The sequence below is a fragment of the Arthrobacter sp. C152 genome (genome assembly GCF_054890965.1).
Window position 1 is genome coordinate 33,978 of sequence record NZ_JBTZSU010000017.1, and the last position, 20,290, is coordinate 54,267.

General features: G+C 67.8%; 22 protein-coding genes. 18 read left to right on the top strand and 4 right to left on the bottom strand.

What is annotated here, in order from left to right:
* Positions 1–36 precede the first annotated feature (36 nt).
* Genes ACYSM9_RS13050 through dapF form a run of 4 tightly spaced genes read left to right on the top strand, consistent with a single transcriptional unit; the run spans position 37 to position 4,030 of the window.
* Entirely contained in the window at positions 37–582 is a 546-nt protein-coding gene (locus ACYSM9_RS13050; protein WP_461857390.1) for a regulatory protein RecX, read from the top strand.
* A gap of 3 nt (positions 583–585) precedes the next feature.
* Entirely contained in the window at positions 586–2,142 is a 1,557-nt protein-coding gene (gene miaB / locus ACYSM9_RS13055; protein ID WP_461857391.1) for a tRNA (N6-isopentenyl adenosine(37)-C2)-methylthiotransferase MiaB, read from the top strand.
* Positions 2,143–2,145: 3 nt separating this feature from the next.
* Positions 2,146–3,042 carry a tRNA (adenosine(37)-N6)-dimethylallyltransferase MiaA gene (gene miaA / locus ACYSM9_RS13060; RefSeq protein ID WP_461857392.1) on the top strand — a complete coding sequence of 299 codons (897 nt, stop codon included), beginning with the start codon at positions 2,146–2,148 and terminating at the stop codon, positions 3,040–3,042.
* Positions 3,043–3,085: 43 nt separating this feature from the next.
* Positions 3,086–4,030, top strand: a complete 945-nt coding sequence (gene dapF, locus ACYSM9_RS13065; protein WP_461857393.1) for a diaminopimelate epimerase — start codon at positions 3,086–3,088, stop codon at positions 4,028–4,030.
* On the opposite strand, the gene ACYSM9_RS13070 is transcribed toward dapF, so the two are convergent.
* The gene (locus ACYSM9_RS13070) at positions 4,002–4,625 is read right to left on the bottom strand and encodes a class I SAM-dependent methyltransferase (RefSeq protein ID WP_461857394.1); all 624 of its coding nucleotides are present in this window, start codon (positions 4,623–4,625) and stop codon (positions 4,002–4,004) included. The two genes, dapF and ACYSM9_RS13070, sit on opposite strands and share 29 nt — an antisense overlap.
* Positions 4,626–5,064: 439 nt before the next feature.
* Here ACYSM9_RS13070 and hflX point away from each other — a divergent pair, with 439 nt between their 5' ends.
* The gene (hflX, locus tag ACYSM9_RS13075) at positions 5,065–6,645 is read left to right on the top strand and encodes a GTPase HflX (protein WP_461857395.1); all 1,581 of its coding nucleotides are present in this window, start codon (positions 5,065–5,067) and stop codon (positions 6,643–6,645) included.
* Positions 6,638–8,698 carry an ATP-dependent DNA helicase gene (locus ACYSM9_RS13080; protein ID WP_461857396.1) on the top strand — a complete coding sequence of 687 codons (2,061 nt, stop codon included), beginning with the start codon at positions 6,638–6,640 and terminating at the stop codon, positions 8,696–8,698. Before hflX ends, ACYSM9_RS13080 begins: the two co-directional genes overlap by 8 nt.
* 7 nt (positions 8,699–8,705) lie before the next feature.
* On the opposite strand, the gene lexA is transcribed toward ACYSM9_RS13080, so the two are convergent.
* A complete protein-coding gene (gene lexA / locus ACYSM9_RS13085) occupies positions 8,706–9,440 on the bottom strand; it encodes a transcriptional repressor LexA (RefSeq protein ID WP_461857397.1) in 735 nt (244 codons plus the stop codon).
* 434 nt (positions 9,441–9,874) lie between these two features.
* On the opposite strand from lexA, the gene ACYSM9_RS13090 reads away from it, so the two are divergent.
* From ACYSM9_RS13090 to ACYSM9_RS13125, 8 genes are all read left to right on the top strand, one after another.
* Complete coding sequence (locus tag ACYSM9_RS13090; protein ID WP_461857433.1) at positions 9,875–10,255, top strand: LysM peptidoglycan-binding domain-containing protein; 381 nt, start codon at positions 9,875–9,877, stop codon at positions 10,253–10,255.
* A gap of 103 nt (positions 10,256–10,358) precedes the next feature.
* Positions 10,359–11,477: a histidinol-phosphate transaminase gene (locus ACYSM9_RS13095; RefSeq protein ID WP_461857398.1), complete on the top strand. Its 1,119-nt coding sequence runs from the start codon at positions 10,359–10,361 to the stop codon at positions 11,475–11,477.
* A gap of 76 nt (positions 11,478–11,553) precedes the next feature.
* Positions 11,554–12,180 carry an imidazoleglycerol-phosphate dehydratase HisB gene (hisB, locus tag ACYSM9_RS13100; protein ID WP_461857399.1) on the top strand — a complete coding sequence of 209 codons (627 nt, stop codon included), beginning with the start codon at positions 11,554–11,556 and terminating at the stop codon, positions 12,178–12,180.
* Positions 12,177–12,938 carry an imidazole glycerol phosphate synthase subunit HisH gene (hisH, locus tag ACYSM9_RS13105; RefSeq protein WP_461857400.1) on the top strand — a complete coding sequence of 254 codons (762 nt, stop codon included), beginning with the start codon at positions 12,177–12,179 and terminating at the stop codon, positions 12,936–12,938. The genes hisB and hisH overlap by 4 nt, the downstream gene beginning before the upstream one ends.
* Positions 12,939–13,097 carry a hypothetical protein gene (locus ACYSM9_RS13110; protein WP_461857401.1) on the top strand — a complete coding sequence of 53 codons (159 nt, stop codon included), beginning with the start codon at positions 12,939–12,941 and terminating at the stop codon, positions 13,095–13,097.
* Positions 13,098–13,143: 46 nt separating this feature from the next.
* Positions 13,144–13,890, top strand: coding sequence for a bifunctional 1-(5-phosphoribosyl)-5-((5-phosphoribosylamino)methylideneamino)imidazole-4-carboxamide isomerase/phosphoribosylanthranilate isomerase PriA (gene priA / locus ACYSM9_RS13115; RefSeq protein WP_461857402.1), 747 nt, complete (start codon positions 13,144–13,146; stop codon positions 13,888–13,890).
* A gap of 20 nt (positions 13,891–13,910) precedes the next feature.
* Entirely contained in the window at positions 13,911–14,810 is a 900-nt protein-coding gene (locus ACYSM9_RS13120) for an SseB family protein (protein ID WP_461857403.1), read from the top strand.
* A gap of 55 nt (positions 14,811–14,865) precedes the next feature.
* Complete coding sequence (locus ACYSM9_RS13125) at positions 14,866–16,170, top strand: MFS transporter (protein ID WP_461857404.1); 1,305 nt, start codon at positions 14,866–14,868, stop codon at positions 16,168–16,170.
* 76 nt (positions 16,171–16,246) lie between these two features.
* Here ACYSM9_RS13125 and ACYSM9_RS13130 read toward each other — a convergent pair whose 3' ends face one another.
* Positions 16,247–16,642 carry a DUF1844 domain-containing protein gene (locus tag ACYSM9_RS13130; RefSeq protein ID WP_461857405.1) on the bottom strand — a complete coding sequence of 132 codons (396 nt, stop codon included), beginning with the start codon at positions 16,640–16,642 and terminating at the stop codon, positions 16,247–16,249.
* A gap of 404 nt (positions 16,643–17,046) precedes the next feature.
* Here ACYSM9_RS13130 and infC point away from each other — a divergent pair, with 404 nt between their 5' ends.
* The 4 genes from infC (at position 17,047) to ACYSM9_RS13150 (ending at position 19,837) form a co-directional block, all read left to right on the top strand.
* A complete protein-coding gene (gene infC, locus ACYSM9_RS13135) occupies positions 17,047–18,024 on the top strand; it encodes a translation initiation factor IF-3 (protein ID WP_461857406.1) in 978 nt (325 codons plus the stop codon).
* Positions 18,025–18,146: 122 nt separating this feature from the next.
* A complete protein-coding gene (gene rpmI, locus ACYSM9_RS13140; RefSeq protein ID WP_221384100.1) occupies positions 18,147–18,341 on the top strand; it encodes a 50S ribosomal protein L35 in 195 nt (64 codons plus the stop codon).
* Positions 18,342–18,459: 118 nt separating this feature from the next.
* On the top strand, positions 18,460–18,849 hold the full coding sequence (rplT, locus tag ACYSM9_RS13145) for a 50S ribosomal protein L20 (RefSeq protein ID WP_018763610.1): 390 nt from the start codon (positions 18,460–18,462) through the stop codon (positions 18,847–18,849).
* Between the two features lie 70 nt (positions 18,850–18,919).
* Positions 18,920–19,837 (top strand): TrmH family RNA methyltransferase, encoded by a 918-nt coding sequence (locus ACYSM9_RS13150; RefSeq protein WP_461857407.1) that lies wholly within the window; start codon positions 18,920–18,922, stop codon positions 19,835–19,837.
* 63 nt (positions 19,838–19,900) lie between these two features.
* On the opposite strand, the gene ACYSM9_RS13155 is transcribed toward ACYSM9_RS13150, so the two are convergent.
* Complete coding sequence (locus tag ACYSM9_RS13155; protein WP_141160945.1) at positions 19,901–20,176, bottom strand: GlsB/YeaQ/YmgE family stress response membrane protein; 276 nt, start codon at positions 20,174–20,176, stop codon at positions 19,901–19,903.
* Between the last annotated feature and the right edge of the window lie 114 nt (positions 20,177–20,290).

Genomic DNA, 20,290 nt, shown 5'->3' on the forward strand with positions numbered 1-20,290 from the left:
ACCGGCACCCGGCCGGGGCCGCCGGACGGCTGCTTCGTGTCTGAAGATCCCCAGGCCAGGGATGCCGAGCCGGACCCGGTGTCCGTGGCCCAGGCGATCGTGTACCGGCAGCTGACGGCTTCCGCCAAAAGCAGGCTTCAGCTGGCCCGCAAGCTTGCCGAACGGAACATCCCGGAGGACGTCGCGGAGGCCGTGCTGGACAGGTTCGAGGAAGCGCGCCTGATCAACGACGCCGAATTTGCCGAGATGTGGGTCAGGAGCCGCTCCCAGTCGCGCAAGCTCGCCAAGGGGGCGCTCCGGCGTGAACTGGCCGACAAGGGCATCGACCAGGACACGGCCAGTGCGGCCTTGGAACAGCTGACCGATGCTGACGAAGAGTCCGCCGCACGCAGCCTGGTCCAGCGCAAGATCCGTCCCGGAACGGACTTGTCCGGCCAGGCGGAGCGGGAGAAGGCCGTCCGGCGGCTGGCGTCGATGCTGGCGCGGAAGGGATACCAGCCGTCGCAGGCGTTCCGGATCGTCAATGAGGTCCTCGATTCCCACGATCCCGGCAATGATTCCCCGGGGAACCGGTACCCTTAACGGGTGAGTTTGACCATCCCTTCCCCCCATTCCAGCGCCTCCACCCCCGCGGACGACGCCGCCCCGCAGGGCACGGCCACCGGCCCGCGCACGTACCAGGTGCGCACGTTCGGGTGCCAGATGAACGTCCACGACTCCGAGCGGATGGCCGGCATGCTGGAGGATGCCGGCTACGTGCCGGCCGAGGGCGACCTGGCGGACGTGGTGGTGTTCAACACCTGCGCGGTTCGGGAAAACGCCGACAACAAGCTCTACGGCAACCTCGGCATCCTGGCGCCGGTGAAAGCAGCCAATCCGGGAATGCAGATCGCCGTCGGCGGCTGCCTCGCCCAGAAGGACCGGGAAACCATCCTGAAGAAGGCGCCGTGGGTTGATGCTGTCTTCGGCACCCACAACGTCGGCGCCCTGCCTGCCCTCCTGGACCGGGCCCGGCACAACAACGAGGCCCAGCTGGAGATCCTGGAATCCCTGGATGTCTTCCCCTCCACGCTTCCCACCAAGCGCGACTCCGTCTACTCGGGTTGGGTGTCCATCTCCGTCGGCTGCAACAACACCTGCACCTTCTGCATCGTGCCCGCCCTTCGCGGGAAGGAAAAGGACCGCCGGCCGGGGGAGATCCTCGCCGAGATCCAGGCCCTCGTTGACGACGGTGCCATCGAGGTCACGCTGCTTGGCCAGAACGTGAACTCCTACGGCGTCGAATTCGGCGACCGGCAGGCTTTCTCCAAGCTGCTGCGCGCCTGCGGGGAAATCGAGGGACTGGAACGCGTACGTTTCACCAGCCCCCACCCCGCAGCCTTCACGGATGACGTGATCGAAGCCATGGCGGAGACTCCCAACGTCATGCCGCAGCTGCACATGCCGCTGCAGTCCGGCTCCGACGGCATCCTCCGGGCCATGAAGCGCTCGTACCGCTCCACCAAGTTCCTGGGAATCCTTGACAAGGTCCGGGAAAAGATTCCGCACGCGGCGATCTCCACCGACATCATCGTGGGGTTCCCCGGTGAAACGGAGGAAGACTTCCAGGCGACGCTGGATGTCGTGGAGAAGTCCCGGTTCGCCACGGCCTTCACGTTCCAGTACTCCAAGCGCCCCGGTACGCCCGCCGCGGACCTTCCGGACCAGCTGCCAAAGGCCGTGGTGCAGGAACGGTTTGAGCGGCTCACGGCCCTCCAGGACCGCATCGCCGCGGAAGAGAACCGCAAGCAGCTCGGCCGCAGGGTGGAAGTCATGGTCACCGCACAGTCCGGACGGAAGGCAGAGGAGACCCACCGGCTGTCCGGCCGGTCCCAGGATCAGCGCCTGGTGCACTTCTCGGTTCCCGACGGTGCGCCGGCGCCCCGCCCGGGAGACCTTGTCACGGTGACCATCACGGAGGCCGCCGCGTTCCACCTCATCGCCGACCCCGGCATCGGGGACTACAGCCTCCGGCGGTCCCGCGCCGGTGACGCCTGGGACAGGTCGCAGGCGGACTCCTGCGGGGCGCCCGCTCCTGGTGCCGGTGCCGGCAAGAAGGGTGTCTCCCTCGGCATGCCCTCCCTGCCGCTGCGCACCCGCTGACAGGTGGAGGCCCCTCCCGTCATCGCCGTCGTCGGCCCCACCGGCTCCGGCAAGTCCGACCTCGCCGTCAGCCTGGCCCTGCAGCTCAACGGTGAAGTGATCAACGCCGATGCCATGCAGTTCTACCGGGGCATGGATATCGGTACCGCGAAGATGACCGTCGCCGAACGCAAAGGCGTGCCACACCACCTCCTGGACGTCCTCGACGTAACCCAGGAGGCCAGCGTCTCCGACTTCCAGCACCAGGCCAGGGAAGCCATTGCCGACATCCACCGCCGCGGTAAACGGGCCATCCTGGCTGGCGGCTCAGGGCTCTACGTGCGTGCCGCCCTGGACGTCCTGGAATTTCCCGGCACGGACCCGGTGCTGCGGAAGCGGCTCGAGGCGGATCTGGCAGGCCAGGGGACGGCCGCGATGCTGGACCGGCTCCGCGCGGTGGATCCCGCGTCGGCGGAACGCCTGTCCGATGACCGCCGCATCATTCGTGCCCTGGAGGTCCATCAACTCACCGGCCGGCCCTTCAGCTCGTTCATGCCCCGCCGGGAGTACTACCGTCCCGCCATCCAGCTGGGACTCACCGTGGACCGCGAGGTCCTCCGGGAGCGCCTCGCCGTCCGGGTGCACCGGATGGTGGAAGCCGGGCTCCTGGCTGAGGTCGAGCGCCTTGACGCACAGGGCCTTCGGCGCGGCAAAACGGCCTCCCGGGCCCTGGGGTATTCCCAGTTCCTGCGGGTGGTCGATGGCCTGTCAACCGTCGCTGAGGCGGCAGAGGAAACCATCGTCGCCACACGGCAGTTCGCCCGGCGGCAGCTCACCTGGTTCCGCGCCGATCCCCGCATCAGCTGGCTGGACTGGCAGGACCCGGACCTCACCGCAAAGGCCGCCGAGCTGTGCAGGTAGGCGGGTTTCAACACCGGCAGCATCCGCCGCTACGCTTGACACCATGGATGCCACCCCCGCTGAAACTCCCGAGTCCGCCTTCCGTACATTGGGCGGGCTCCGCTTTTCCAAGGGGCACGGCACCGGCAACGACTTCGTCCTGGTCGCCGATCCCGAGGGCACGCGGGTCATCGACGCCGGCCAGGCGGCCGCGCTCTGTGACAGGCACCGCGGCATCGGCGCCGACGGCCTGATCAGGGCAGTGCCTTCGCGCTTCCTTCCGGAGGGCCGCGAACTGCTCGCCGGCACCCCGGACGCGGAATGGTTCATGGACTACCGCAACGCCGACGGTTCGCTGTCCGAAATGTGCGGCAACGGCGTGCGGGTGTTCGTCCACTTCCTGCGCAGCGAGGGCCTGATCGACCTGCCCGACGGCGGATCGCTCACCATCGGCACGCGCGGCGGGGTCAAGACCGTGGTCCGCACCGGGGACGGCTACGCGGTGGACATGGGGCCGTGGGAGTTCATCTTCCCCGGCGAAGCCAGCGCCAAGGCCATGGACTCGCTGGTCACCGCCGACGGGCTGGAGGTTCCCCGTCCGGCGCTCTCCGTGAGCATGGGCAACCCGCACACTGTGGTGGCCCTGGCCGAGCTATCCGAGTTGGCCGGCACCCGGCTGTTCACCGCGCCGAAGGTCGATCCCGTCCCTGCCAACGGGACCAACGTCGAGTTTGTGGTGCCCGCCGAACCGCTGGTGCACGATGGCATCGGTACCATCACCATGCGCGTGCACGAACGAGGCGTGGGGGAGACCCAGTCCTGCGGAACGGGGGCGTGTGCTGCCGCGGTCGCCATCCGGCACTGGGCCGGGGCCGAAGCCCCTGACACGTGGCGCGTCCACGTTCCCGGCGGCGTGGTGGGCGTGAAGTTCTTCGCCGGCCCGGGAGGCCACGAGCACGTAGAGCTCAGCGGCCCCGCCGTCATTGTGGCGAGCGGGACGCTTTCCTGACAGCCAGGATCCGGAACGACTTGGACGTCGCCTCGCGGGACACCGTGAAGGACTCGTCCAATTCGGCCGCCAGCCAGCGCTGGAGCGAATCCGAACCCAGGTTCTTCTGGACCACCAGCCACGCCGTCCCGCCGTCGGCCAGCCGCGGAAGCCACAGCTTCAGCAGGGCATGCAGCTGATCCTTGCCAATCCGGATGGGCGGGTTGGACCAGATCGTGTCGAAGCGCACCTCGGGGTCCACTGACTCGGGCGTCCCCGCGACGACATTGGACAGGCCCAGGGACACTGCGTTCTCGTTGGTCAATGCGATGCAGCGTTCGTTGACGTCCACGGCGTACACCTTGGACTGCGGGGCGAGCAGCGCCATGGTGAGGGCCACCGGACCCCAGCCGCAGCCAATATCCAGCAGGTTGCCTGCCTGGTGCGGCGGCGGCACCTCGGCCAGGAGCACGGCGGTTCCCTTGTCGATGCCGTCCGGGCTGAAGATGCCGGTGGACGTCTGCAGCTTCCGCGCCTGGCCTGCCAGTTCCACCGTGAGGGGCTTGCGGGAGAAGGGGCCGGCGGGGGACGCGCTGAAATAGTGTGCGGACTCCATAACTGGCCAGAGTAGTTCCCCTTGGAGCGTAATGGGAAACCGCGCGCAATCCCCTCTGCTAGGGTTGAAGGCATGTTCTTGATCTTCGAGTAGCCGCGGCGGGCCCTGCCCGCCCCGCAGCCTGTCCTCCAGCGACAGACCGTCCCGCAGCGATGCAGGTGAACCACGCCTTCCGCTTGTGCACCCGGACCAGACGCCCGCCGTTTGTTCCGGACGCCGGACAAACTCGAAGTCAGCCCATCGCCGCACTTCCGCCAGTTCTCCGGCCTTCCCTGCCGCCCGCATGATGCGGCACCCGTTTCCCGCCCGGCATCGTTGCCCGCGGCGCGAGTACACCAGGAGGACATGCATGACCGCAGCTCGTCAGCCCACCGCGAATTCTTCAGCACACTCGACCAATCGGCACTATTCTGGAACTGCCGAATCTTCAAAGGAGACCATGACCAGCCAGCCCAACACCGGTTCCGATCCAGCCGCCCAGGACATGAGTCCTGCGGAAATCCAGGCTGTTATCGACCGGATCCTCGCCAAGGACGTACCGGCCAGGAACGTCGGCACGCCCGGCGGTGAAGGCAGCGGCAACGGAAAACGGGTCCTCGGTACAGCGCAGGCCATTTCCCGCATTGATGAGGAACACAGCGCGTTCGACGGCGACCAGCAGGACCTCGAGGAACGCCGCGCCCTGCGGCGTACGGCCGGCCTGTCCACCGAACTTGAGGACGTCACCGAGGTCGAATACCGCCAGCTCCGCCTGGAGCGGGTAGTGCTGGCAGGCCTCTGGTCCGAGGGAACGCTGGCGGATGCCGAAAACTCGCTGCGCGAGTTGGCCGCCCTCGCCGAGACCGCCGGTTCCGAGGTTCTCGACGGCCTGGTGCAGCGGCGGGACAAGCCGGACCCCGGCACCTTTCTGGGATCCGGAAAGGCCCAGGAGCTCAAGGACATCGTCATGGCCACGGGCGCGGACACCGTGGTGGTCGACGCCGAACTGGCGCCGTCCCAGCGGCGCGGACTTGAGGACATCGTCAAGGTCAAGGTCATCGACCGGACGGCCCTGATCCTGGACATCTTTGCCCAGCACGCCAAGAGCCGCGAGGGCAAGGCCCAGGTTGAACTGGCCCAGCTCGAATACCTGCTTCCACGGCTCCGCGGCTGGGGCGAGTCGATGTCCCGCCAGGCCGGTGGCCAGGTGGGCGGTGCGGCCGCAGGCATGGGTTCGCGCGGCCCCGGTGAAACCAAGATCGAACTGGACCGCCGGCGGATCCGCACGCGCATGGCCAAGCTGCGGCGGGAGATCGCCGCGATGAAGCCCGCCCGCGAGACCAAGCGCGCCAACCGCCGTCGTAATGAAGTCCCGTCGGTGGCCATCGCCGGGTACACGAACGCCGGCAAGTCCTCGCTGCTCAACCGGCTCACCGACGCCGGTGTCCTCGTGGAGAACGCCCTGTTCGCCACGCTCGACCCCACCGTCCGCAAAGCCGAAACGGCCGACGGCCTGGGGTACACGCTGGCCGACACCGTCGGGTTCGTCCGTTCCCTGCCCACCCAGCTCGTGGAGGCGTTCCGGTCCACCCTTGAAGAGGTGGCGGATGCGGACCTGATCCTGCACGTGGTCGATGTGTCCCACCCGGACCCGGAAGGGCAGATCGCAGCGGTCCGCAAGGTCTTCAGCGAAGTGGACGCCCGCAAGGTGCCCGAGATCATCGTGCTGAACAAGGCCGACGCCGCCGACCCCTTCGTCGTGGAGCGGCTCAAGCAGCGCGAGCCGCGGCACGTGGTGGTCTCGGCCCGCACGGGCGAGGGGATTGCCGAGCTGCTGAAAGCCATCAGCGACTCCATTCCACGGCCCAGCGTCAAGCTCGAGCTGCTTATCCCTTACGACCGCGGGGACCTCATCAGCAAGCTCCACGACTCCGATGCGGAAATCATCAGCCTTGACCATGGGGAGACGGGCACGAAGGCCGTCGTGATGGTCCGGGAAGGCCTCGCGTCCGAACTGGAACCATTCGCCAGCAATGACTGACCCCGTGGCACGCAACGCCACGGAAACGCCCGGCGGGCAGTTCGTGATCGAGCTGCTCGACCGGGCCGTCGCGGGCATGGGCGGCCAAAGCCGCGAAGGACAGCACGAAATGGCCCGGCAGGTGGCACGGGCGATCGAAACCGGGAACCATTTGCTGGTCCAGGCCGGAACGGGCACCGGAAAGTCCCTGGCGTACCTGGTGCCGCTCATCGCCCACGCCCTGGAAAGCAACAAGCCGGCGCTCGTATCAACGGCTACCCTGGCGCTGCAGACACAGATTGTGGGAAGGGACCTGCCCCGGCTCCTGAAGAACATCGGCCCTGCCCTCGAACGGCCCGTCAAGGTGGCGCTGGTCAAGGGCCGGTCCAACTACGTCTGCCGGCACAAGCTCGACGGCGGCTTCCCGTCGGATGAGCCTGCCGAAGGCCAGCTCTTCTCCCTCGGCGAAGACACCAGCGTCCCGCACTTTGCTGCCGCGGTGGGGGGCCCGGCATCCCAGCTCGGCAAGGAAGTGGTGCGCCTGCGCGAGTGGGCGGAAAAGACGGCTACCGGCGACCGCGACGAACTGCTGCCCGGGGTCACCGACCGCGCCTGGCGGCAGGTCTCGGTCACCTCGATGGAATGCCTGGGGGCACAGAAATGCCCGATGGCCGCCGAATGCTTCAGCGAACGGGCGCGCCAGGACGCGGCCGAGGCCGACGTCGTGGTCACCAACCACGCCATGCTCGCCGTCAGCGCCTTCGAAGGGCTGGCAGTCCTGCCCGAGTACGACGTCGTGGTGGTGGATGAAGCGCACGAACTCCAGGACCGTGTCACGGGCGCCGTCACCGGCCAGCTGTCCGTGGCGATGGTCCATGCGGCGGCCGCCGGCGCCAGGAAGCACACCGCCATCACCGTTGACGCGCTGAACGCCGCCGCCGCCAACCTGGAGCTTGCCCTGGCCGGTGCCCCGGGCGGCTTGCTGCCCAACGGCCTGAACGATGAACAGCTGGACTGCGTGGACCAGTTGCGGGAAGCGTGCCGTGCGGCGCTGTCCGATTCGAAGGGGGACAGCAACAGCACGGCCGACGGCGGACGGCAGCTCGCCCGGTCACGGCTCATGCTGATCCTGGAACTGTGTGAGCGCCTGATCGCCGCCCGTGAAAACCGCGAGGTGGTCTGGTTCTCCCGCGCCGGCACGTTCGACCCGGGCCAGGGGTACTCGCAGCCCGACGACAACGCGCCGGTGCTGATCAACATCGCTCCGCTCTCCGTCGCCGGGAGGCTGCGGGAAGGGCTGTTCGCCGGGCACACGGTGGTGCTGACGTCCGCCACATTGGCCATCGGTTCCGCGTTCGAACCGGCGGCGGGCGGCCTTGGCCTGGTCGGCGATGGCGCCCCCAGCTGGACCGGGGTGGATGTCGGTTCGCCGTTTGACTACCCGCGGCAGGGCATCCTGTACGTCGCTGGCCACCTCCCCAAGCCGGGCCGCGGTGTTTCGCCCGAAGCGCTGGCCGAACTGGAGGCGCTCATCAAGGCCTCCGGCGGGGGCGCGCTGTGCCTCTTTTCGTCGCGCCGCGCGGCCGAGGAAGCCGCGGATGCCCTCCGCGCGACGGTGGGTGTGAAAATTCTGTGCCAGGGTGAATCCACCATGACGGCGCTCGTCAAGCAATTCGCCGACGAACCGGACACCTGCCTGTTCGGAACCATGTCGCTGTGGCAGGGCGTGGACGTTCCCGGCGGCTCGTGCCGCCTGGTGGTGATCGACCGCATTCCCTTCCCGCGGCCGGACGACCCGCTCATGACGGCGCGTTCACGGGCCGTGGCGCAGGCGGGCGGCAATGGCTTCATGTCCGTTTCTGCCACGCACGCCGCAATCCGGCTGGCCCAGGGGGCCGGCCGGCTCATCAGGTCAACGGGGGACAAGGGCGTGGTGGCAGTTTTGGATTCACGCCTGGCCACCGAGCGGTATGCGGGTTTCCTGCGGGCTGCCCTGCCGCCGTTCTGGTCTACCACGGACAGGGACAAGGCCCTGGCAGCGCTGAGCAGGCTGGGGGCCGAAGCCTCGAAGTAGCTGGGGGTCAGAGGGAGCGCAGGACCGAGACCACTTTGCCCATGATGGTGGCGTGGTCTCCCAGGATGGGCTCGTACTGCGTGTTCTGCGGGAGCAGCCAGGTGTGGCCGTCACGCTGGCGGAAGGTCTTGACCGTGGCTTCGTCATCCAGCAGGGCAGCCACGATGTCTCCGTTGGCTGCGTCAGCCTGGCGCCGGACCACCACCCAGTCGCCGTCGCAGATGGCAGCATCCACCATCGAATCCCCGGCCACCCTGAGCATGAACAGCTCACCCTGGCCAACCAGCTGGCGGGGAAGCGGCATGACATCTTCAACCACCTGGTCTGCAAGGATGGGCCCGCCCGCGGCAATGCGCCCCACGAGGGGAACCATGGCCGTATCAAGCGCAGTGGGCAGTTCGGTGATGGTTGCCCCCGCACCGGGAGCCTGCGGAGCGGCTGAGGCGTCTGCCTTGCCGGCGCCCCGGTCCAGGGTGAGCGGCATCAGTACTTCCATGGCCCGGGGCCGCTTCGGGTCCCGGCGCAGGTAGCCGAGCTTTTCCAGCTGCGAGAGCTGATGGGTCACGCTGGACAGGCTGGCGAGGCCGACGGTGTCACCGATTTCGCGCATGGAGGGCGGGTAACCGTTCTCGTTGACCGACCGCTGGATGGTTTCGAGGATCTTCTTCTGCCGGGGTGTCAGGCCCTTGGCGGTCCTCTTGTGCTGCGGGGCCGTCCTGCCTCCGGCGGCTGCTGCTGCCATAAACGCCAATGCCTTTCGGTTGCCACCGGACCTCGGGCAGCGCACTGTGCAACGGCGCGGCCCGGAGGATCCCCCACCATCAATGTCAGACCCTGCTGGTCAACTTTCAGAGTGGTTGTTCTTGATGTCAAAGCTAGGCCAGCCACATCGCATTTTCAAACATTTGTTCTAGCGAGTCTCGACATTGTTCGTTGATAAGTGCTAAAACTGAACCAGCAAAGTTCGAACATGTGTTCTAGTCCGCGTCCTTCCGTTCGAAGATGCCACCGGAAAAACGCTTCCGGGGCGTTCGTCGACAGGGTGGACGCGGCGGGTGCGGAAGGCATTTCCGCCGGCACCCGGCCGGTTTGGTTGCAGCACAGTATTGGTCCAGGAGGGCTAAGTTCATGTCAGCTTTATCTCTTCCCCAGGTTTCCCGTCCGCGGCCGCTGCCCATGCCCCCGCTGCTGTCCCAGCCCCGGGCGCGGCGCTCCGGCTGCGGCGTGCCGGCCGCGCCGCTCCGGCTGACCCGACGCGGCCGGATCGTCCTGATCGGGATTCCGGCCATGCTCCTCGCGGTGCTGCTCCTGTCCCTGGCGATGTCCCTGTCCGGGCTCTTCAATTCCCCGGCCAAGGCCTCGGATTCCGCCGCGGACCTCCGGTTGACGCCCGCCGTCACCCTGACAGTGCAGCCCGGGCAGTCGCTCTGGTCCATTGCAGGTGAGGTGGCGCCGGAGCGCGACGCCCGTGATGTTGTGGCGGACATCGTCCAGCTCAACAACCTTCCTGCCGGTGCCGTGCTGCCGGGGCAGCAGCTGTACGTACCCACCCGCTGACCCGCCCGGCGCCGGCCGCCCGCCGGGCGGCAGGGACGGCTGTTGCCGGCCAGCGGGAACCGTCACATTTTCCGGTCGCTGCCGGGGCCACTAAACTGTTCAGGTGAACGACCAGCTAGAACGTCTGAACCGGCTTCCCCTCCGCAGCAACCTTCGCGGGCTCACACCCTATGGGGCGCCGCAGCTGGACGTCCCCATCCTCCTCAATGTCAACGAGAACACCCATGGCGTGCCGGCCGATGTGCGTGCAGCCATCACCGCCGCCGTGGCGGAAGCTGCCGCAGGCCTGAACCGCTACCCGGACCGGGAGTTCACGGAACTGCGGGAGGCGCTGGCCGAATATCTTGGACACGGACTGGACAAGTCCAACGTGTGGGCAGCGAACGGCTCCAACGAGGTTCTGCAGCAGATCCTCCAGGCCTTCGGCGGCCCCGGACGCACGGCCCTGGGTTTCCCGCCCACGTACTCGATGTACCCCCTCCTCGCCAGCGGAACCGACACCCGCTACATCACCGGTGAACGCGCAGGCAACTACGACCTCAGCGCCGAATCAGCGGCCCGCCAGGTGAAGGAACTCCAGCCGAACCTCGTGTTCCTGTGCTCCCCGAACAACCCCACCGGGACAGGGCTGGGCCTGGACGTCGTCGAGGCCGTCTACGAGGCTGGAACAGACAGCCAAACCATTGTCATTGTGGACGAGGCCTACCACGAGTTCGCCCACGAGGGTACGCCCAGTGCACTGACCCTGCTTCCCGGCAGGGAGCGGCTGATCGTCTCCCGCACCATGAGCAAGGCCTTTGCACTGGCGGGTGCCCGGCTCGGTTACATGGCCGCTGCCCCGGAAGTCACCGATGCCCTTCGCCTGGTGCGGTTGCCGTACCACCTTTCCGCCATTACGCAGGCCACCGCCCTCGCCGCCCTTCAACACCGGGAGGCCCTGATGGCCGAGGTCGAGGACATCAAGAAGCAGCGGGACCGCATCGTCGAAGGCCTGACCCGGATGGGCCTGACGCCCGCGTCCTCAGACTCCAACTTCGTCTTCTTCGGCGGCCTGGAGAACCCCCACCAGGTCTGGCAGGAACTGCTGGATGCCGGCGTGCTGATCCGCGACGTCGGGATCCCCGGCCACCTGCGGGTGACCGCGGGCACCGAGGCGGAAACCACAACCTTCCTTACCTCGCTTGAGCGGATCCTTGCGGGCCAGGCCGCGCTTCCCGCCTAGACTTGATGCAGCGGCGCCTGAAGCGGCGGCGCTGGACGCCTTGAACCACACCCACTCCCCAAAAGGACCCTTCACCATGAGTTCCACCGGATCGAACGCCGCCGAGGCCAGGACAGCCCGCATGGAGCGCGCCACCAGCGAGTCGTCCGTGCTCGTGGAAATCAACCTCGACGGAACCGGTGTTTCGGACATCGACACCTCGGTCCCGTTCTACGACCACATGCTCACGGCGCTGTGCAAGCACTCCCTGATCGACATGACCGTGAAGGCCACCGGGGACACGCACATCGACGTGCACCACACCGTCGAGGACACCGCCATCACCTTCGGTGAAGTCCTCCGCACCGCGCTGGGCAACAAGGCCGGCATCCGGAGGTTCGGCGAGGCCACCGTGCCACTGGACGAAGCGCTGGCGCACGCCGTCGTCGACGTCTCGGGCCGCCCGTACCTGGTGCACGGCGGCGAACCCGCTGGCCAGGAGTACCACCTGATCGGCGGCCACTTCACCGGTTCCCTGACCCGGCACGTCTTCGAAGCGATCACCCTGCACGCGGGCATCTGCCTGCACATGAACGTGCTCGCCGGCCGCGACCCCCACCACATCGTCGAGGCGCAGTTCAAGGCCTTCGCCCGGGCCCTGCGCGCCGCCGTCGAACCCGACCCCCGCGTCGAAGGCATCCCCTCCACCAAGGGTGCGCTGTGAGCGGCCAGGTCCTTAAGGACGGCGCCATCGTCGACCCCACGGCCTCGCAGAAGCTCCCCTCTCCCGAAGGCAAGCCCACCGTGACGGTGCTGGACTACGGTTCGGGGAACGTCAGGTCCGCAGTGCGCGCCCTCGAGCGCGCCGGCGCCGAGGTGATCCTCAGCGCCAAGCCGGAGGACGTACTCAATGCCGACGGCCTCGTGGTGCCCGGAGTGGGCGCCTTCGAGACCGTCATGCGCGAACTCAAGGCCGTGGACGGGATCCGGCTCATCGGCAGGCGGGTAGCCGGTGGCCGCCCCGTGCTGGGAATCTGCGTGGGCCTGCAGGTCCTGTTCGAAGCAGGCGTGGAACACGGCACCGAAGCCGAGGGCATCGGCGAATGGCCCGGAAAAGTGGAAGCGCTGCCGGCGGACGTTGTGCCGCACATGGGCTGGAACACCGTCACGGTCCCCGAAGGCTCCAAGCTCTTTGCCGGCGTCGAAAACGAGCGGTTCTACTTCGTACACTCCTACGGCGTGCAGGAATGGAATTTCGACGTCATCCAGCCCCGGATGGCACCGCCCCTGGTCACCTGGTCCGAACACGGCGCCCCGTTCATCGCCGCCGTCGAAAACGGCCCGCTGTGCGCCACCCAGTTCCACCCGGAAAAGTCCGGCGATGCCGGCGCCCGGCTCCTGCGCAACTGGGTGGAAGGGCTGCGCAAGCCCGGCGCCGGCCAGTCCGCCAGCGGGACCGCCGGCACCGGCAGCGACGCCTGAATGTGGTCCGTCCTGCTGATGGGCCTTGCCGGCCTGCTGATCGGCGGCGCCATCTCCTTCCGGCAGCAGCGCAAGCCGCGGTGGACGCAGGTTGCGTTCTCCGTCCTGGCCGCCATGTCGCTGCTCGCCGCGTACCTGCTGACGCTCCCCGCCGGCTGACGCCCGGCCCCCGTTTGCCTCCACAGAACCGACACCAAGGATGAGTATGACCACCGCACATGACCTGCCGGTACTTGAACTGCTGCCCGCCGTCGACGTCGTCAACGGCCAGGCCGTCCGGCTCGTCCAGGGCGAAGCAGGCAGCGAGACCAGCTACGGCACGCCCCTTGAAGCCGCGCTGAACTGGCAGCAGCAGGGTGCCGAATGGGTCCACCTGGTGGACCTGGACGCCGCGTTTGGGCGCGGGTCCAACGCCGACCTGCTCCGCGACGTGGTGGGCCAACTGGACATCAAGGTCGAGCTCTCCGGTGGCCTGCGCGACGACGAAACGCTGGAAGCAGCCCTCGGCCTGGGTGTTGCCCGGGTCAACCTCGGCACCGCAGCGCTGGAAAACCCGGAGTGGACCCGCCGGGCCATCGACCGCTTCGGTGACAGGATCGCCGTCGGCCTCGACGTCCGCGGAACCACGCTGGCCGGCCGCGGCTGGACCAAGGAAGGCGGGGACCTCTGGGAGGTCCTGGACCGCCTCGAGGAAGCCGGCTGCGCCCGCTACGTGGTCACCGACGTCACCAAGGACGGCACCCTCCAGGGCCCCAACGTCGAGCTCCTGCGCCAGATGGTCGAGAAGACCGGCAAACCCGTCGTGGCCAGTGGCGGTATTTCCAGCCTGGACGACCTGAAGGTCCTGCGTTCACTGGTGCCGCTGGGCGTTGAAGGCGCCATTGTCGGCAAGGCCCTCTATGCCGGGGCCTTCACGCTTCCCGAAGCCCTCGACGTCGCCGGCCGCCGCTAGGCGCAGGGGAAACCGCCGCCATGCCTGACTCCGAAGACCTGCCCCGCTCCGGGGAGGCCGGCCCCGCCGCGCGACAGTTGCCGGGACATATCGCCGCTGCCCTCGCCGGGGCCGGCGGGACCACGGATTCAGCGGGCCAGCCGTGGGCGGGCCGCAGCCTGGCCGGCGAGGACGCCCGGATCCACAATTTCGAGGACGACGACGGAACGGCCGACGCCGGTTACCTCGCCGCGGTTGCCGCGCTCCGGGACGGGTCCGGCGGGGAGGCTGGCGTGGTTGCCGCCCTGGCAACAGCCCGGGTGTTCATCCCGATCGTGGCCCAGCTTGCCGAGGAAGCGGACACCGCCCACGGCCTGCACGCCGACAAGCAGGCGGACATGGCACTTGTCACGCTCCGCGCCGCCGATGGGCGGACCGCCCTTCCCGCATTCACCTCTGCCGCAGCCCTCGCCGCCTGGCATCCGGACGCCCGCCCGGTTGCTGTGTACGCGGCCCGGGCGGCCCTGTCGGCAGTGGCGGAAGGCGCCGAGCTCCTGGTCCTGGACCCGGGTGCCGACGTGACGTTCGTGGTGCGCCGCCCCGCCGTCTGGGCGCTGGCCAAGCAGCAGCAGTGGACCCCGTCCTACCAGGATCCTGAGCTGGCCGGTGAGATGGGCCGCGGAGCCCGGGGTTTTGCGGCCGTCCGTGGCATTGAGCTTCAGCCCGGCGGGGGAGTAGCGGCCCTCGCGGCCGACGGTTCAGTGGTCCAGGGCGGCGGCACCGGGCCCGAGCTGCAGGTGGTGCTCTACCTCGAGGACGGACTGGATGCGGCCGGGGTGCAGGACCTGGTGGCCCGGCTCCAGGCGGAGTGGTCGCGGAATGTATTGTTTGGAGAGCGCGTCGACTCGCTGGACATCAAACTGAGGCGCGCTCTCCACTAGCTCCAGCCTGAGGGTGATCCCCGGGCAGGCTGCGGCATACCTGAAGGATCGCTTCGTGAATTTCGCCCTCTACCGGGAGCTGCTCGCCGTCCGCCCCATCCGGCGGTTGCTGCTGGTGGGCATGGTTGCCCGGATCCCGCACTCGGCGGCGGGCGTGCTGCTCACCCTGCACATCGTCCTTACCCTGGGCGAAGGCTATGCCGCGGCGGGTGCAGCCGCCGCCGTCATGACGATCGGCATCGCCCTGGGGGCGCCCTGGCGCGGCCGCCGCGTCGACACCGCCGGCCTGCGCACTGCGTTGATTCCTTCCGTGGTCTCGGAAACCGTCATCTGGTCGGTAGTGCCGCACGTGTCCTACCAATGGCTGCTTCCCCTGGTCTTCGTGGGCGGCCTGCTGACGCTGCCCATCTTCAGCGTGGTGCGCCAGTCCCTGGGAGTGCTGGCCGACGGCGAACAGCGCCGCACCGCGTTCGCACTGGATGCCATCAGCACCGAGGTCGTGTTCATGATCGGTCCCGCCGTTGGTGCGGTGGTGGCCACCGGCGGCTTCACTGTCGCGGGCCTGACGGTGGTAGGCGTCTGCACGTCCGTGGCCGGTCTTTTCCTGATGTGGTTCAACCCGCCCACCCGCAGCCCGCAGGAAACCCGGGAGCGCCTGGACGACCAGCGCCACGCTGCCGAAGCTGCCGTCGTATCCGCCGCCCCCGCCCACGTGCAGGAGGCTGCCGCCGAACTGGTGCCGGCAGGGGCTGCCGCTTCGGCCGGGCTGCAGGCCAGGGTGGCCGGCAACTTCGCCTGGTTCACAACAACGGTGGCCGCCCTGTTCGCCGTGGCGGCGGGCGCCGGCATGGTCCTCAGCGGAACGGACGTGGGCATCGTGGCAGCCCTGGAACGCGGCGGGCACCAGGGCGAAATCGGCGTCGTGTTCCTTTTCTGGTGTGCGGCTTCGGTCGTGGGCGGCCTGATCTACGGGGCCATGCACCGGCCCGTCCCGCCCGTCGTCCTGCTCCTGGGCATGGCCGCGCTGACAGTGCCCATGGCGTTCGCCCACGACACCTGGACGCTGGCCTTCGTCTCGCTGCTGCCCGGGATCCTCTGCGCCCCGGTGCTCTCCGCCGCGTCCGAAAAGGTGGCGGACCTGGTGCCGGAGGAGCGCCGCGGAGAAGCCATGGGGTGGTACGGCTCCGCCCTGACCGCAGGAGTGGCACTGGGGTCACCGCTGGCCGGCGTCTTCATCGACGTGATGGGGCCCTCCGGAGGGTTTGTCTCCGTGGGGGTGGCCGGGGTGGCGCTGTGCCTCGTGGGCCTGATCCTCCAGCGGCGGCGCGGGATGGCACTCCGTCCGCCGGCTGCTCCCTGATTGCCGGTGAAACGACGACGGCGGGACGGCCTCCAAAGGCCGTCCCGCCGTCGCGCGTGGCAGGGGGAGTCCTGCGCTAGTTGACAGCCCCGGTGAACTTTTCGCCGGGGCCCTTGCCGGGCGCATCCGGAATCAGGGACTCTTCGCGGAAGGCCAGCTGCAGGGACCGCAGGCCGTCGCGCAAGGGCCCGGCGTGCTGCGAACCGATTTCGGGCGCCGCCGCCGTGACCAGGCCGGCCAGGGCGGTGATCAGCTTCCGCGCTTCGTCAAGGTCCTTCAGTTCGGCCGCGTTGTCCTCGGCGGCGAGTCCAAGCTTGACGGCGGCGGCGCTCATCAGATGCACCGCGGCGGTGGTGATGACCTCGATGGCGGGAACTTCGGCGATGTCGCGGACCTGCGCGGAGACGTCGGGGGCGCCGGCTCCTTCCCCGGCGGGCTCGAAAACGTATGAATTACTGTCTGGGGTGCTCATACTGGTAAGCTTGACACAGACCGACTGGATGTCGTTATTTCAGGGATTGTCCCGAACAATCAGGTTCCCAGCAGCGCTTCGCGGCGTTGGCGGGAATTTTTTCTGTAGAATGGCATGCAGTTTGCAAGCGGAGTTCTCTCCCACCCGCGTCGGCCGTTGTCCTGAAGGTTCCCCCCGGAACCGTTCATGGACCCAAGGTTGCCGGGTACCAGGTTGGGCCATGGGCCGGACGTGTTCCGGAACCATGCAGGTGCATCCAGTAATGGGTGGCGCCACCACACCTATCGAGGCCTTCGATTGCTCCGGCAATTGGGGGCCTTCTCTATTTGCCGGAAAACAACAACAAACACAGGAGCTTTAACATTAGCGAGCCAAGAATCAATGAGCGTATCCGCGTCCCCGAGGTGCGGCTGGTCGGCCCTGCAGGTGAACAGGTAGGAATCGTCCGCATTGAGGATGCCCTGCGCCTGGCTGCCGAGTCCGACCTGGATCTCGTTGAAGTTGCACCTCAGGCGAAGCCTCCGGTGTGCAAGCTGATGGACTTCGGCAAGTACAAGTACGAGGCCGCGGTCAAGGCACGTGAAGCCCGGAAGAACCAGACGAACACCGTTCTGAAGGAGATCCGCTTCCGCCTGAAGATCGACACCCACGACTACGAGACCAAGCGCGGCCACGCCCTGCGCTTCCTCGGCGCCGGGGACAAGGTCAAGGCCATGATCCAGTTCCGTGGCCGCGAACAGCAGCGTCCGGAAATGGGCATCCGCCTGCTCCAGCGCTTCGCAGACGACGTCGCCGAAGTCGGCGTGGTGGAATCCAGCCCCCGCATCGATGGCCGCAACATGGTCATGGTGGTCGGACCCCTGAAGAACAAGGCTGAAGCCAAAGCCGAAGCACGCCGCGCCACGCAGCGGGCCGAAGCCAAGGCACAGAACGAAGCCAAGGCCGCAGGACGCGTCGACACGTCCGGCAAGGACCAGACCCCCATGACGCAGTCACTGGCGGACCTCCTGCCGGAGGGCTTCACCGTTTCGACCGAACCGGAGGCAGCTGCCGCCGAGGCACCTGCTGCCGCAGCGCCCGCAGCTGAAGCACAGGCCGCCGAAGCTCCGAAGCAGGAAGCCCCCAAGGCCACGGAAGCTCCGAAGCAGGAAGCCCCCAAGGCCGCCGAAGCTCCGAAGCGGGAAGCCCCCAAGGCGCCCGCACCGGCAGCAAAGCCTGCTGCAGCTCCCAAGCCGGAAGCCGCCGCACCTGCAGCGTCGGCACCGAAGCCGGCCGCCGTGCCTGCTCCGCCGAAGCCGGTGGCCAGGCCTGCCGCGCCCAAGCCTGCTGCGCGCCCTGCCCCCAAGGCAGTGCCGAAGCCGGCCGGTAAGAAGACCAACTAGTCCACAGCTGCCGGAGGTTCTTTCCCCCCGGCAGTCAGCAACCAGCATGCGGCCCGCAAGAGCCGCTGCGCGATAGAACTGCCAGCCCACGGGCCCGCAGAAACGTAAGGAGATCGGTTCCCATGCCGAAGATGAAGACCCACAGTGGTGCTAAGAAGCGCTTCAAGCTGACCGGCAGCGGCAAGCTGCGCCGCCAGCAGGCCAACCGCCGCCACTACCTGGAGCACAAGTCCACCCGCCTGACCCGCCGCCTTGCCGGCGACAAGATCGTCTTCAAGGGCGACGCCAAGGTCATCAGGAAGATGCTCGGCATCTAATTTCCAAGTTCTTTGACTGGCCGCCGACCGGCGGTCCGTCACCTGCCAAACAGCCTTCTCAGGCCGCCGGAACACCGGCAGTAGATGCTTGGGATCAGATTTTCGAAGGAGTACGCACGTGGCACGTGTGAAGAGGGCGGTCAACGCCCACAAGAAGCGCCGGGTTGTTCTTGAACGCGCAAAGGGTTACCGCGGGCAGCGTTCGCGCCTGTACCGCAAGGCCAAAGAGCAGCTGCTGCACTCGTTTGTGTACAGCTACGGTGACCGCAAGAAGAAGAAGGGCGACTTCCGCCGCCTGTGGATCCAGCGCATCAACGCTGCTTCCCGCGCCAACGGCCTCACCTACAACCGCCTCATCCAGGGCCTGAAGGCCGCTGAGGTTGAGGTTGACCGCCGCATGCTGGCCGAACTCGCCGTCTCCGACGCCAACGCTTTCGCCGCGCTGGTCCAGGTTGCCAAGGATTCCCTCCCGGCAGACACCTCCGCCAAGAAGGTCGCCGCAGCCTAGCAGCAGCCAACCGCCCTTTCGCGAAGGGCCCCGTTCAGGAACTGGTGGCAGCAGCTACTACAGTTCTTATATGAACGAAACCGGGCGCCCGCAAGATTTACCACTGTCCAACCCCCGAGCCGATCGGGTCAGGGACGTGGCAAAGCTTGCCGGGCGCCCGGCCCGTTTAAAGCGTGGCCAGTTCCTCGCCGAAGGGCCGCAGGCGGTCCGGGAGGCCCTCAAACTCCACCAGCAGCGCCTCGCCGAAGGAGCCCCCGGCGTGGTCACTGACGTGTACGCCAGTGAAGCGTGCCTGGACCGGTTCCCGGAGTTCGAGGAGCTCGCAGCGGGGACAAACGCCCGGCTGGCCACGGACGAGGTCCTGGCTGCCATGGCAGACACGGTCAACCCGCAGGGGATCGTCGCGGTGTGCCGTTTCGTGGACGTGGCGCTGGCGGACGTGCTCGACGCCGGCCCCCGGCTGATCGCCGTACTCTGCCAGGTCCGGGACCCCGGCAACGCAGGAACGGTGCTGCGTGCTGCCGACTCCGCCGGTGCCGACGCCGTTGTCTTCACCAGCTCCAGCGTGGACATTTACAACCCCAAGGCCGTCCGCTCCACCGCCGGCTCGCTGTTCCACCTGCCTGTTGTCCTCGCCGCCGACCCCGCTGAACTGGCCGCGGCATGCACCGCGCGCGGCATTGGCGTCCTCGCAGCGGACGGTTACGGCCAGCTGGACCTTGACGTGCTGCAGGACGAGAACGCGCGGCGGCGGCTCACGGGCACGGGGCCCGGGTCAGCCTACGACCTCGGCGCTCCCACGGCGTGGTTCTTCGGCAACGAGGCGCAGGGCCTGTCCGTGGAGGAGCTGGAGCTTGCTGACCACCGAGTGGCCGTGCCGGTCTACGGAGCCGCGGAAAGCCTGAACCTGGGCACTGCCGCCACCGTGTGCCTCTACGCCAGTGCCCGGGCCCAGCGCCGTGCCGTGGCCACCGCGGGACAGGCTTAGTCCCCGGCACAAAGAAAGGCCCCGGAAACTCCGGGGCCCACTGGTTACTGGATGACGGAGCGGTCAGGGCGCGCGGGTAGCCTTCCCACGCCCGGTAACGGCTCCGTAGATGCCGGCAACAACGAGGCCGCCGACGATAGCGAGAATCCAGGTGCCGAGGTCGAAGAAGGCGAGATCGCCCTTGTTGAACAGGAGGCTGCCAATCCAGCCGCCAACAATGGCTCCGACAACACCAAGGATGAGGCTGGTGACCCAGCCGCCGCCTACCCGTCCGGGCATAACGGCCTTAACGATGGCCCCAACGATCAGGCCCAAAATGATCCAAGCAAGAAAACCCATGTCTCCTCCTTATAATCACCGGGACTAATACTCCCGATGAGCCTCAAGCTAACATAAGCACCCCGCAAAGTCAGTAGCCGCGCGGCTGTGCTGCTGCATGGCGTGGCCGCTGCG

Bases quoted from the DNA above. Each gene is read 5' to 3' on its own strand.
- hflX (WP_461857395.1), top strand. From the start codon at position 5,065: ATGACCAGCCAGCCCAACACCGGTTCCGATCCAGCCGCCCAGGACATG.
- lexA (WP_461857397.1), bottom strand. From the start codon at position 9,440: ATGGCAGCAGCAGCCGCCGGAGGCAGGACGGCCCCGCAGCACAAGAGG.
- ACYSM9_RS13090 (WP_461857433.1), top strand. From the start codon at position 9,875: ATGCCCCCGCTGCTGTCCCAGCCCCGGGCGCGGCGCTCCGGCTGCGGC.
- ACYSM9_RS13130 (WP_461857405.1), bottom strand. From the start codon at position 16,642: ATGAGCACCCCAGACAGTAATTCATACGTTTTCGAGCCCGCCGGGGAA.
- hisB (WP_461857399.1), top strand. From the start codon at position 11,554: ATGAGTTCCACCGGATCGAACGCCGCCGAGGCCAGGACAGCCCGCATG.
- ACYSM9_RS13150 (WP_461857407.1), top strand. From the start codon at position 18,920: ATGAACGAAACCGGGCGCCCGCAAGATTTACCACTGTCCAACCCCCGA.
- ACYSM9_RS13120 (WP_461857403.1), top strand. From the start codon at position 13,911: ATGCCTGACTCCGAAGACCTGCCCCGCTCCGGGGAGGCCGGCCCCGCC.
- ACYSM9_RS13070 (WP_461857394.1), bottom strand. From the start codon at position 4,625: ATGGAGTCCGCACACTATTTCAGCGCGTCCCCCGCCGGCCCCTTCTCC.
- ACYSM9_RS13080 (WP_461857396.1), top strand. From the start codon at position 6,638: ATGACTGACCCCGTGGCACGCAACGCCACGGAAACGCCCGGCGGGCAG.
- rpmI (WP_221384100.1), top strand. From the start codon at position 18,147: ATGCCGAAGATGAAGACCCACAGTGGTGCTAAGAAGCGCTTCAAGCTG.
- ACYSM9_RS13155 (WP_141160945.1), bottom strand. From the start codon at position 20,176: ATGGGTTTTCTTGCTTGGATCATTTTGGGCCTGATCGTTGGGGCCATC.
- dapF (WP_461857393.1), top strand. From the start codon at position 3,086: ATGGATGCCACCCCCGCTGAAACTCCCGAGTCCGCCTTCCGTACATTG.
- ACYSM9_RS13110 (WP_461857401.1), top strand. From the start codon at position 12,939: ATGTGGTCCGTCCTGCTGATGGGCCTTGCCGGCCTGCTGATCGGCGGC.
- priA (WP_461857402.1), top strand. From the start codon at position 13,144: ATGACCACCGCACATGACCTGCCGGTACTTGAACTGCTGCCCGCCGTC.